General features: G+C 68.3%; 13 protein-coding genes. 6 read left to right on the forward strand and 7 right to left on the reverse strand.

Annotated elements, in window-relative coordinates; genetic code table 11:
* The first annotated feature begins 148 nt into the window (after positions 1-148).
* The 3 genes from A5780_RS21095 (at position 149) to A5780_RS21105 (ending at position 2,518) form a co-directional block, all read left to right on the forward strand.
* Positions 149-640, forward strand: coding sequence for a carbonic anhydrase (locus A5780_RS21095; RefSeq protein WP_064905096.1), 492 nt, complete (start codon positions 149-151; stop codon positions 638-640).
* Between the two features lie 89 nt (positions 641-729).
* Complete coding sequence (locus A5780_RS21100) at positions 730-1,578, forward strand: AraC family transcriptional regulator (protein ID WP_082940997.1); 849 nt, start codon at positions 730-732, stop codon at positions 1,576-1,578.
* 46 nt (positions 1,579-1,624) lie between these two features.
* The gene (locus tag A5780_RS21105; RefSeq protein WP_064905098.1) at positions 1,625-2,518 is read left to right on the forward strand and encodes a sterol desaturase family protein; all 894 of its coding nucleotides are present in this window, start codon (positions 1,625-1,627) and stop codon (positions 2,516-2,518) included.
* A 3-nt stretch (positions 2,519-2,521) separates the two neighbouring features.
* Here the strand turns inward: A5780_RS21105 and A5780_RS21110 are convergent, their stop codons facing one another.
* The 3 genes from A5780_RS21110 to A5780_RS21120 form a co-directional block, all read right to left on the reverse strand.
* Positions 2,522-2,953, reverse strand: a complete 432-nt coding sequence (locus tag A5780_RS21110) for a DUF427 domain-containing protein (RefSeq protein ID WP_064905100.1) — start codon at positions 2,951-2,953, stop codon at positions 2,522-2,524.
* Positions 2,954-2,990: 37 nt separating this feature from the next.
* The gene (locus A5780_RS21115; protein WP_082976620.1) at positions 2,991-3,899 is read right to left on the reverse strand and encodes an acyl-CoA thioesterase II; all 909 of its coding nucleotides are present in this window, start codon (positions 3,897-3,899) and stop codon (positions 2,991-2,993) included.
* A 67-nt stretch (positions 3,900-3,966) separates the two neighbouring features.
* A complete protein-coding gene (locus A5780_RS21120; RefSeq protein WP_082976621.1) occupies positions 3,967-5,490 on the reverse strand; it encodes a wax ester/triacylglycerol synthase family O-acyltransferase in 1,524 nt (507 codons plus the stop codon).
* Between the two features lie 356 nt (positions 5,491-5,846).
* Here A5780_RS21120 and A5780_RS21125 point away from each other — a divergent pair, with 356 nt between their 5' ends.
* On the forward strand, positions 5,847-6,881 hold the full coding sequence (locus A5780_RS21125) for a hypothetical protein (RefSeq protein WP_064909406.1): 1,035 nt from the start codon (positions 5,847-5,849) through the stop codon (positions 6,879-6,881).
* 16 nt (positions 6,882-6,897) lie between these two features.
* On the opposite strand, the gene A5780_RS21130 is transcribed toward A5780_RS21125, so the two are convergent.
* The 4 genes from A5780_RS21130 to A5780_RS21145 all read right to left on the reverse strand — a co-directional run bounded on the left by A5780_RS21130 (position 6,898) and on the right by A5780_RS21145 (position 10,246).
* Positions 6,898-7,236 (reverse strand): Lsr2 family protein, encoded by a 339-nt coding sequence (locus A5780_RS21130; protein WP_063014056.1) that lies wholly within the window; start codon positions 7,234-7,236, stop codon positions 6,898-6,900.
* A gap of 97 nt (positions 7,237-7,333) precedes the next feature.
* On the reverse strand, positions 7,334-8,503 hold the full coding sequence (locus tag A5780_RS21135) for a zinc-dependent alcohol dehydrogenase (protein ID WP_064905105.1): 1,170 nt from the start codon (positions 8,501-8,503) through the stop codon (positions 7,334-7,336).
* Positions 8,504-8,512: 9 nt separating this feature from the next.
* The gene (locus A5780_RS21140; RefSeq protein WP_063014052.1) at positions 8,513-9,019 is read right to left on the reverse strand and encodes a hypothetical protein; all 507 of its coding nucleotides are present in this window, start codon (positions 9,017-9,019) and stop codon (positions 8,513-8,515) included.
* Between the two features lie 438 nt (positions 9,020-9,457).
* Positions 9,458-10,246 (reverse strand): hypothetical protein, encoded by a 789-nt coding sequence (locus tag A5780_RS21145; RefSeq protein ID WP_064909382.1) that lies wholly within the window; start codon positions 10,244-10,246, stop codon positions 9,458-9,460.
* Positions 10,247-10,400: 154 nt separating this feature from the next.
* On the opposite strand from A5780_RS21145, the gene A5780_RS21150 reads away from it, so the two are divergent.
* Complete coding sequence (locus A5780_RS21150; protein ID WP_063014048.1) at positions 10,401-10,823, forward strand: Zn-ribbon domain-containing OB-fold protein; 423 nt, start codon at positions 10,401-10,403, stop codon at positions 10,821-10,823.
* Positions 10,816-12,015, forward strand: a complete 1,200-nt coding sequence (locus A5780_RS21155; protein WP_063014046.1) for a lipid-transfer protein — start codon at positions 10,816-10,818, stop codon at positions 12,013-12,015. The genes A5780_RS21150 and A5780_RS21155 overlap by 8 nt, the downstream gene beginning before the upstream one ends.
* The last annotated feature ends 30 nt before the right edge of the window (positions 12,016-12,045 follow it).

Genomic DNA, 12,045 nt, shown 5'->3' on the forward strand with positions numbered 1-12,045 from the left:
CGCGCCCGGCCGACGCGCGGCGGTCGTGTCACCCGATCGGCAACCGTTGACTTCACGCTGAGCGAATACCTGGTGTTCGCGGCAGGCGGGAGTCACGATCCATGCGTACATGTGAATGTCCGCAGCTACCCCGACGAAGGGCGCGATCATGACCGTGACCGACGAGCTTCTGGCCAACAACGCCGAATACGCAGCACAGTTCAGCGGACCGCTTCCGCTGCCGCCGAGCAAGCACGTCGCCGTCGTGGCGTGCATGGACGCGCGGCTGGACGTCTACCGCGTTCTCGGCCTCGAGGAGGGGGAGGCGCACGTCATCCGCAATGCGGGCGGGGTGGTGACCGACGACGAGATCCGTTCGCTGGCAATCAGTCAGCGGTTGCTGGGCACCACCGAGATCATCCTGATCCATCACACCGACTGCGGCATGCTGACCTTCACCGACGACGAGTTCAAACGCGGAATTCAGGACGAGGTGGGCATCGAACCCGAATGGGCTACCGAGGCTTTCGACGATCTGGATGTGGATGTGCGCCAGTCGATTCGGCGAATCGAGGCCAGCCCGTTCGTGACGAAGACGACCTCGCTGCGCGGCTTCGTCTTCGACGTCGGCACCGGCAAACTCCAGGAGGTCATCGCCTGAGTCCGAGGCGGTGCGGAGAGCCGCTGCCGCGTGCGGTCGGCGGATGGCAGGATAGGCGGGTTCCCGCTTCCCGTCCGATGGTTCGATACATGCCGAGTGACTTCTCCGACGCCGAAGGCCCGTTCCTGCGCGAGACAGGGTGCGAGGGTGCCGGCGCGGCGGTCGATCGCTCGAAAGTCGTTGCGGTAACGGATGTTCCGGATGCTGGGCGATGGTCGGGCGCGGCGCTGCTGCTGCCGGGCGTGCTGGCGTACGCGGGCGCGATCGGGCCGACCGAACGGCACGCTCACCATGCGGTACAGCTGATGGTCGCGGCGAGGGATCTGCGAGTGGTCGGCGACGACGGGCGCGTGCACACCGGAACTCGGCTGGGGATTCCCTCCGATACCGGGCACGCGATCATGACGGGCGCCCGTGCTGCGGTCGCGCTGTTCGTCGATCCGGAATCCGCGCTGGGTAGTGCGGTGGAGCACCGTCTCGGCGCGGACTGGGCGGGCGCCGAGCTCCTGGCCGGCCTCGATCCGGCCGTCCGCGACCTGCGCGCCGCGGTGTCGGCGCTGACCCGGTCGGTGGGCGCCGGGGCCGCACCACCGCCGCGCCATCCGGGTGTGAGCGCCGCGCTGGAACTGCTCCCCGAGCTGATCGCGGCGGGCCCGGTGCGCACCGGCACCGTGGCCGGGCGGCTGGGGATGTCGACGAGCCGGCTGACCCACGTGTTCACCGAACAGGTCGGGTTGCCGCTGCGCCGGTACGTGTTGTGGCTGCGCGTCATGACCGCCGTCGCGCGGACCGCGGCCGGTGACGATGTGACCGCCGCGGCGCATGCGGCGGGATTCGCCGACAGTGCGCACCTGTCCCGAACCTGCCGTGCCACCTTCGGCCTGCCGCCGTCCGCGCTGAGCCGCAACGTCCGCGTGGACATCGATTCCGCGACCTAGCCGAATCGTTCAATCGCCCCGGCGGCAGTTGCGCGAGGCTGGAACGGTGACCGATACCACCACGGCGAAGAAGACGAAACAGTCTGTCCCGCAATGTGTTCTGCGCTACTGCTATGTGCCGTTCATGCTGCTCGGCATCGACGGCGCCGCGATCGCCCTGTCGGCCGCCGGCGCTGCGGAGGTGTGGCTGCTACCGCTGCTGATGATCGCCGTGGCGTCGTCGTTCCTCACCGAGCGGGTCATTCCGTACGAGCGGTCGTGGAATACCGACCACGACGACACTCGCCGCGACCGCATCCATGCCGTGGTGAACGAAACCATGACTCTGGCCGGTGTGGCGGTGATTCCGCTGGTGGCGGCCGTGGCTCCGGCCCCGGATCTCTGGCCGCGACACTGGCCGTTCCTGGCCCAGGCTCTCGTGGCGATCGTGGTCGCCGATTTCGGGATCACGACCGTACATCTGGCCAGCCACAAGATCGGCGTGCTGTGGCGATTCCATGCCGTGCACCACAGCGTCACCCGGTTCTACGGACTCAACGGTCTGATGAAACACCCTGTGCACCAGGCGATCGAAACGGCCGCGGGGGTGGCGCCCCTGATCCTGGCCGGCCTGCCGGTCCATGTCGCCGGCGCGCTGGCCGTGGCGGTCGCCGTGCAACTGCTGCTCCAGCATTCCAATGCCGACTACCGCGTCGGCCCGGCGAAACACGTGCTCGCCCTCAACGCGGGGCACCGTTTCCACCACCTCAAATGGGCCGGTGCCGGCGATGTGAACTTCGGGCTGTTCACGCTGATCTGGGACCACCTCTACCGGACCTACTCCTTCGATCCCGCGCGCCGATTCACCTCCGCCGAACTCGGCATGGCAGCGAAACCGGACTATCCCACCGCCTATCCGGCGCAGCTGCGCCATCCCTTCTCCGCCGACGGGGGGTGCTGAGGACTATTCGGCGGCGCGCGGTGTGCTTCCGGCCTCCGCCCGCTGCCGCACACCCGACACGGCCGGGGTCGCCACGCCGACCTCGAGACGGACCCGATCCTGATAGAAGCCGATGTGGTCGCGGATCAACGCCACCTCCGGATAGGGATCGGTGTACTCCCACGCGATCGGCTCCGCGCTGTCGTGCGGGCGCCAATACCGGGCCCGGCCCTTGAAGGGGCAGCGCGAGGTGAGCTGTTCGTCCAGGGTGAGCAGGTCGAAGCGCACATCGGCGACCGGAATGTAGAACACGATCCCGTGATCCTGTTCGGCCACGAGCAGACTCGCGGTGGTCTCGGCCAGGTGCCGGTCGTCGTGCGAGACGCGGACCAGATTGCGAATGCGCCGCACGTCGATGCGATAGTCGGGCCACTCGGCGAAGCCGGACGCTTGCATGTGTTCCTCCGAACGTGTTGCCCCGGAATACGGATGGTCAGAGTACGGTGCCGGCCCGGGTGCGGACAGCGGTATCGGCCGGCCGGAACGCACGCACCATCGCGTGCACGCTGTAGGTGGCCGTCAATCGTCCGTCGGCGGCGTGTACCCGTCCTTCGCTCTGGGCGTGGCCGCGTCCGGCGTAGACGACGCGGGTGCCGTACAGCAGCCACTGCGTCACATCCGGTTCGTCGTGAAAGGCGATGGTGGCCATGGTGATTCCGGTCGAGATCGCGGAATGTGCCATCGATTCACCGTAGTCGGGATGCGGCCGCAGCGCCGCGGCCACCGTCCAGTGCGCGCACGACTGCGCCAGCAGCGCCGCGTGCAGGTAGCAGGCATCCGGCGCGTCGCGGTACCGCGTCCACACGAACAGTTCCGGCGGACCCACATGTCCGGGATCGGGACTGTACGCGCCGCCGACCACACGCATGTCGCGGCCGTCGACCTCCGTTCCCGGAATATCCAGCGGCGTCGACTCGTCCGGTGGATCGACGACCGGCATCGGCGCGGCCGAACGGATCAGGTCGGGCGCGCCGGCGTCGAGGAGCACCGTGCCCGCACACCGCAGTGTGTCGTCCTGGCGCACCCGGACCTGCGCCGTGCTGTAGGTGCGACCCGAGTGCAGGACCTCGACCTCGACGTCCAGCGGCGCGTCGTGGGCGGCGACCCGCGAGAAGATCATCGACGCCGACACCACCCGCTGTCGTGGCACCTCCTTGGCGGCCGCCACGATCGCGTCGCCGAGCATCTGACCGGCCTCGACGACGTTGCGGACCGTCGGACCGTGCGCGGGCGCTACGTAATGTCCTGCGCCACAAGGGCGTACGTCCATGAGGCGCGACAGCTCGGCCTGGCTCCACGGTGGCCCGCCCGGGCCCGCCCCGGCGTGCGGATCGTCGACCATCGGACCCCTCGTGCGTATATGACGTTCTCGTTATTGGAGAGTCATATTACCAAAGTCGCGCGTCGCGTCACGAGCTCCGCTGCAACTCCGACAGCGCATCGGCGAGGTGGGTGGTGATGTCCCAGACGTCGGGAACGGCTTCCGGGCAGGCGACGATGCCGAAGTCGAGGTGACCGTCGTAGGACATCACCGTGATGTTCAGGCTGCCGGACAACTCGGTGAGCACCGAGACCGGATAGCTGGCCAGTACGCGGATTCCGTCGAGATACAGCGGGAGCTGTGGTCCAGGGACGTTCGAGACGATCAGGTTGACCAGGGGAAGGGTGGGGGCCGCGGCGCGCAGCAGCGCACGCGTCGGCAGCCCGTGCAGGGCCGGTGTGAGCATTGTGGTCAGTTCGTGCAGCAGGGTCGGTGGCTGTTTGCCGAACCGGTCCTTGGCCACGAGCAGATTGTTGTGCAGCAGTTTCAGCCGGGCGTGTGGATCGTTCTCCCCGATCGGCAGTTGGGACAGCATGAGCGAGAACTGATTTCCCGCACTGCCGAACTGCTCGGGTGTGCGCACCGAGACCGGGATCGCGGCCAGCAGGGGCCGGTCGATGGGAAGTTCGCGGTCGAGCATCCAGTTGCGCAACGCCGAGGTGCACAGAGCCATCACGACATCGTTGACGGTGCCGTCGATCGATTTCTTGATCGCCTTGACCGCCGCGAGGGGCAGTGAGGTGTAGGCGACGCTGCGGGTCGTGGTGAGCGGCTGATTGAACGGGACATCGTCGTGCTTGGCGCGGAATGCGTCCCGGGTGCGCAACAGCGTCGGCACCGCGTCGAGGGCCGCGCGCGTGCGGGCCGACTGGCGGGTCACCGCCTTGGGAGCGCTGCGGGCCAGCATCTCGACGATCGAGGGCGTGCGATCGCGGCGCATACCGGCCTCGGGTAGCGGTGTGGCCGTGGGGGTTTCGGAGATGTCGAGGATCGCGCCCATGATCTCCGCCGCGGACACGCCGTCGATCACCGCGTGGTGCACCTTCGTGTAGACCGCCTGACGGCCGCCCGAGAGTCCGGAGACGAGATGGCATTCCCACAGCGGACGGGATCGGTCGAGGGGCTGGGCGTGGCGGCGGGCGACGTAGTCGGCGAGGTCGGCGTCGGTCGCACCGTCGGGCAATCGCACGTGCCGCACGTGGAAACCGAGATCGACGGCGGCGCAATCTTCCCAGTACGGCTCGTCGAGGCCCAGCGGCACGGTGCGTACCCGGCGGCGCAGCGGCGCCACGAGGTGCAGCCGGGCGGCGAACAGCCGCCGCAGTGTGCCGGCATCCAGCGGGCCACGCGGCCCGCGGCCCGAATCGAGCAGCATCACGGCGCCGATATGCATGGGCGCCGCTGCGGTTTCGCTGTCCAGCAGATGCAGATCCAGGGCGCTCAACTGCCGCGGTGGTCCGATTTCCGCCGCGGCCGGGATCGTCGTGGACGCCGGCGCGGCCGCGCGCTGCACACCGCTGGTCAACGACTCGCCGGGGGTGCGCAGGTGGACGGTGGTCTCTCGCGCGTGGGTCTCCCGTGCGTGCGAGACAGTGCTGGATGAGCCGGTCATCGTTACCTCCCGGGAGACGGTCCGGGAAGGTTCAGCGGCAGCACAGGTGCACCGAATCGAGCCCGGACAGCGGGGTGGCGCCTCGGTGAGGCGCGCAGACGGAGTTCGCGCGGCACTGGTCGAACGACGAGTCGTCTCGATATCCGAAACGTGGCTGCGAGTCTAGGGCCGATCGTGGCCGGCTGGGCTTCGCGGAGAATTCGGGCCCGTAAATTGTGTGCAAACACCCGATGTGCGCCGGTCCGCGCGGACCGGCGCAGGCCGGCTCCTGCGGCGCGCCCGGCAGCACCGGCGAGCGTCTCGGCCCGGTTCCGCGTTCGGCAGAACATGTGCCCCGCGACTTGTACGATGTGGTAATGCGTTCGCGGAGCGTGCATTTCGTGGGTAGCTTCCCCGCCACGACTACGGATGAGGCGATGCGGGCGATGGCCGACAGTGCCGGTCCGCTGTTACACACCCTGCCCACCGGCGAGACCCGCCGCTACGAATACTACGTCCGGCCGATCCTGGAAGACCTGGTCGCTCAGGGCGCGCTCGAGGTCGCCCGGGCGGGGGAGTGGCGGACTCGGCGCGATCGACCTCGGTACCGCCTGCCGCCGGGCCGCACGCCGACCGGGGCCGGGATGGACCTCGGATATGCCGGGGAAGCCGCCGAGGCGCTGCCGATCTTCTCCGCCGTGCGCGCCGACCTCGGCCGGCCCGAACTCGCGTTGCAGATCGGCATGCCGACCGACCTCACCCTGGCGTTCGTCGCCTTGGGGCCCAAAGGGATTCGATCCGGGCGCGCGCCGTTCACGGAAGCCACGGCACGCGAGATCGCCACCATCGCGCGGATGGGCGGCGACGATGTCGTGATCCAGCTGGAGGCGACCGCGGAGCTGGTGGCGATGGCGCTGACTCAGCCCGCGCATCGCATGGTGGAACGCGTGCTGGGCTCGGGCCGCGGCATCGCGGCACTCGCCGCCGCGGCACCGCAGGGCACCCGCATCGGCGTGCACCTGTGCCTGGGCAGCCTGCACAACAAGGGTGCGCCGCTGCGCACCGCACGGCCCTTCGTCGACCTGGCCAATTCCGTTGCGCGGCACTGGCCTTCCGGACGCACCCTGGAATACGTTCATGTCCCGTTCGCCGCGGGCGACCGACCGCCGGCGGCCGGGGCCCGGTTCTACGCGCCCCTCGCCGATCTGTCCCTGCCCGCGGGCACCCGCTTCTACGCGGGCGTCGTCCACGACGTACCCACCGCGGACGAGCAGCGAAAGACGCTGCACACCATCGAGAATGCGCTCGGCCGCCGCGTCGACGGCGTCGCCTGCGCATGCGGTCTGGGCCGTCGTCCCCGCGCCGTCGCGGACGCGCTCATGGCGCGCGCCGTGACGTTGGCGGGTTCGTGACCGGGCGGACCGGGGTCTAGCCGGCTTTGTTGTACGCCTCGACGATGTCCTTGTGGATGCGGCCGCGGCTGGAGATCTCGTAGCCGTTGTTGCGCGCCCACTCCCGGATGGCGGCCGTCTGCTCCCGGTCCGGTGTCGTGCGGGCGGTACCGGATTTGACGGCGCCCTTGCGGTTTCGGCCGACCTTGCGGGCGGGCTCGGTCCACTGCTCGAAGATCTTGCGCAGCTTCTCGGCGTTCTTGGTCGACAGGTCGATTTCGTATTCGACTCCGTCGATGCCGAAGTGCACCGTCTGGTCGGCATCGGACTTGCCGTCGTAGTCGTCCACCAGCTCGACGATGACCTTCTTGGCCATGAAAACCCACCCTCCACTCAGCTCGTATGTGACGCGGCGAAAATGCTAATCGAGTTCGCGAGAGCGTCGTTGAGCAGGGTGAGGACCGCGGCTCGGGTCACGGGCGGAAGATCGCGCGCACGCAGCCTTCCCGTTTGTTCTTGAACATGTCGTATCCGCGTACGGAGTCCTCGAGGGGCAGGTCGTGGGTGATCAGGTAGGACGGGTCGAGGTCGCCCTGCTGGATGTAGTCGAAGATGCGCCGCACGTAGCGCTGGCCGTGCTGTTGCGCGCTGCGGATCGTGAGGCTTTTGTTCGTGACGATGCCCATCGGGAATTTGTCGGTCAGGCCGTAGACGCCGAGCACCGACACCACACCGCCCTTGCGGCACGCCAGCAGCGCCTCGCGCAGAGGTGTCGCGCGGTCGGTTTCGAGACGCAGAAGTTGTTTGGCGCGGTCGTAGGCGTTCTGCAGTCCGGTGCCGTGCCCTTCCATGCCGACCGCGTCGACGCACGCGTCCGGGCCGCGGCCGCCGGTCATCTCGGCGATGGTGTTCTGCACGCTGTCCACCGCGGTGTAGTCGATGGTTTCGGCGTCGAAATGCTTGCGCGCCAGTGCCAATCGTTCCCGATAGCGGTCGATGACGATCACGCGATCCGCGCCGAGCAGCCGCGCCGAGTGCCCGGCCATCAGGCCGACCCCGCCGCTGCCCCAGATCGCGACCGTATCGCCGGGAGAGATGTCACAGAATTCGGCGCCCATCAGACCGGTCGGCACGGCGTCGGAGACGAACAGGGCCTGTTCGTCGGTGATCTCCCCGGGGACGGGGAAGCAGTTGACGTCGGCGAAGGGCACCCGCACGTATTGGGCGTGCGAACCCTGATATCCGCCGAAGGGATGGGTGTAGCCGTAGATGCCGGCGGTCGGATAGCCGAGCGCGGGGCGCTGCAGGTGTGCGTTCGGGTTGGTGGTGTCGCATGCCGCCCACAGTTCGTGTTCGCAGAACCAGCAGGAGCCGCAGCCGATGAACGAGGGGACGACGACGCGCTCACCCACCGTACGGTGGTTCACCTCCGGCCCGACATCGACGACTTCGCCGACGAATTCGTGTCCGAAGACGTCGCCGTGCTGCATCCCGGGCAGGTAGCCGTCGATGAAATGCAGATCCGAACCACACGTGGTGCTCAGATGGACCGCGACGATCGCGTCGTGCGGGTTGACCACCGAGGGGTCGGGCACGGTTTCGACGGCGAGATCGTTGACCCCGTTCCAGCACAGTGCGCGCATGAATCGTTCCTATTCGTCCGAGGAGGCACGCGCGCTCGGATTACCGGCGAGGGTCGGTATCTCGCCGGTCTGCAGCAGCGCCCGCGCACGGTAGAGGACCGCGAATGCGGCGGTATCGGTGAGGACATCGGCGATCGGCGCCAGCACCGACAAGGTCACTTCGGTGCCCAGCCCGCGGGGCGCGTCGCGGAAGTTCAGTTGCAGGGCGGCGCCGGCGGCCTCGGTGCCGGTGAACCGCAGTGTTCCGGGACCTTCGGTCAGTGTGGTTGTCCACGTGTCGGTTTCGTTGCCGTGCGAACCCAGCCGCCACTCGAACCGGTGACCGTCCTCGCTGCTCACCGAGGCTACATCCCCGAACACCCGGGACAACCGGTGGGGATCGCGCCAGAGCCGCTGCACATCCTCGCGCGGGCGGGCGATCGTCACCGACTGCGGATGGCCGTACCCGGAGGCCGCGCCCACCACTTTCGTAACCACCGTGCCCAGTCGATCCTTGACCGCATCGGTGACGTTCATCCGGTCCTCCTCGCCGGTCGCTTCGCTGGCGAGCTACCCGGGACCGAAGGTGGTAAACGCCGATTGCCGCAAGGTCGCGGGCCGGCAGTGATCGTTTCGGATGAGACTTTCCCGACCGGTAGAGTGTCGGTCCCAGGTGTCCTCACGTGGGAAGCGAGGCGTGCGCCGACTCGGTCGAGTGCGGCGAATTTTCTGAAACGTCCTTCTTTCATAAGATTGCTGAGCTAGGTTCACGGCTACGCCGGACACTCGGCGATGAGTAAGTCGGAGGACACCGTGGAATTTCTTGGCTCAGTCGCTGGCATCCTGCAGATGGTGATCGGCACCATTCTCTCCAACACCGGTTCGGGTGGCTCCGGCTCCGGTTGGTGAACGTGACGGATTCGGCTCGCTACCGGTGAGCCGAATCCCCCGCGTGTGTGGGTAGCGCCGGGTCGTTCACTGGTCGAGGGCATGCTCCGGCTGGCAGACATGCATCGGCGACGGCAGGTACCGGACCATCGCGTCCAGCAGTGCGGTGATGTCGTCGGTGTGCGGCGACGCATCGCACAGGACGGGTACGACATCGCCGATCCGGGTGAGGTGGCGGATCCGGTCGTGCAACTGTCGCGGTGGCATCTTCCCCGTGCCCGGCAGGCGGGGCCGCGCGGTGTCCTGCGCCAGCACCGTGTCCACGAGTTCGTGATACCGCTGTACGGCCACCGGCCAGTGACTGCCGAAGAATTCGGCGGCCATCGGTTCGAGTTCCCACATCGGTACCAGATCGATGACGCCTTCGAATTCGGCGCCGATGCCGAGCGGCATCTGCAGCGTCACCGGCACCGCTCCGCGGGTGGCGGCGACCGTGCGCACGCAGTGACCGAAGTCCGCGGCGTGCTGGTCGAGTCCGCGCACCAGGCACAGGCGTGCGACCTGGTGGTCGTCGGCCACCCGCAGTATCGCCTCGAGTCGCGGAGCGCTCGTCGCGGCCGCGTTCATCGGCACGACCACTCCGTCGGCCGTCCGGATGGCCCGTTCGAGTTCCGCGATGGGCGCGTGGCTCGACAGTTCGGTGATGCGAACCGTGTGCTCGGCGCGGTCGGTCACCCACTCGACGGTGACCGCTGAGCGGGACCCGGATGCGGTGGGCCGGCGACGCAGCCGGCGGATGAGCGCCGTCGTCTCTTCGGGCTCGCCCACGATCGTGACGTTGCGAATCGACTGCGGGTCAATGATTTTCACGCCCATCGCGTTGCGTACTCCCGATCGGCTCGCGGGTGGGGACCGTCCTCGACGAGGTCTCACCGTACCCGCGGGGGCGCATCGGCGGAGCGGAATTCCTCGCCAAAGTAGAACGTGTTCCTATATCGTCGGCGCTGTGCAGAAAGAACAACGCCCCGCCGTGGAAGGTTGGTTCACTGCGGACGACGGCACGGTACGTCTCCAGGGAAGTCGCTGCGATGTGTGCGGCACACCGTATTTCCCTCGGAACACCCTGGCCTGCCGCAACCCGCAGTGTGCGAGTCCCAAGGACGGATCCGAGCTGGTCGAGTACCTGTTCTCCACGCGAGGCCGGATCTGGTCGTACGCGGACGCCCGCTACAAACCGCCCGCGCCCTATGTCTCGCCGGATCCGTTCGAGCCCTACGTCGTCGCAGCGGTGGAGCTCGAGGAAGAGCAGATGGTGATTCTCGGGCAGGTCGTGCGCGGCCTCACCGTGGACGACCTGGCCGTCGGCATGCCGGTCGAACTGGCCCTGGGCGTGCTGTACGAGGACGAGGAAGCGGAACACACGGTGTGGATGTGGAGGCCGGTCGATGCCTGACAACGATCGCGATATCGCCGTCCTCGGTGCGGGCATGCACCAGTGGGGCAAATGGGGACGCAACTTCGTCGAATACGGCCTGGTGGCCGCGCGGGCGGCGCTGGCCGATGCCGGCGTGGACCACCGCGACGTCGGCTACATCGCCGGCGCGGACACGATCCGCAACGGCTACCCGGGATTCGTGTCGGGTGCGACGTTCGCCCAGGCGCTCGGCTGGTCCGGCGCCCGCATCTCGAGCAGCTACGCCGCCTGTGCCTCCGGCGCCCAGGCCATCGCCAACGCGCGGGCCCAGATTCTGGCCGGGTTGACCGATGTGGCGCTCGTGGTCGGTGCCGATGCCGCGCCGAAGGGTTTCTTCCAGCCGGTCGGCGGTGAACGCCGCGACGATCCGGACTGGTTGCGCTTCCACCTGCTCGGCGCCACCAACCCCATCTACTTCGCGCTGTACGCGCGCCGGCGGATGGCGCTGCACGGGGCCACGCTCGACGATTTCGCCGCCGTCAAGGTCAAGAACGCCAAGCACGGCCTGAACAACCCCTATGCCCGCTACCGCAAGGAGGTCGCGGCCGAGGAGGTCGCGGCGTCGGCGATCGTGTCGGATCCGTTGCGGCTGCTCGACATCTGCGCGACCAGCGACGGCGGCGCCGCGCTGGTGCTGACGTCGATGGACTACGCCCGCCGCCACGGTATCGCGGACCCGGTCCGCATCCGGGCGCTGTCGACGGTCACGCCCACCTTCCCGAAGACCGTGCTCGATCTGCCGGATTTCGCGACCGACTCGGCGGTGGCCTTCGATACGCCCTCGCGTTCGTTCCGGTCCGCGATCGCGGACGCCGCCTACGAGGAGGCCGGGCTCGGCCCCGCCGACCTGTCCTTCGCGGAGGTCTACGACCTGTCCACCGCGCTGGAACTGGACTGGTACGAAGACATCGGGCTGTGTGAGATCGGCGGTGCCGAGGAGCTGTTGCGCAGCGGCGCAACCACTTTGGGCGGTCGCGTGCCGGTCAACCCCAGCGGTGGCCTGGCCTGCTTCGGTGAGGCCATCCCGGCGCAGGCGATCGCTCAGATCTGCGAACTCACCTGGCAGTTGCGCGGCCGGGCCGACGGTCGTCAAGTGGAGAACGCCCGCGCCGGTATCGCCGTGAACCAGGGCTTGTTCGGCCACGGTTCGGCGATCATCGCCACCCGCTGAACTCCGCTCCGCTCACGAAAACCCGGGGTG

Source organism: Nocardia sp. 852002-20019_SCH5090214 (assembly GCF_001665865.1).
GTDB lineage: Bacteria > Actinomycetota > Actinomycetes > Mycobacteriales > Mycobacteriaceae > Nocardia > Nocardia nova.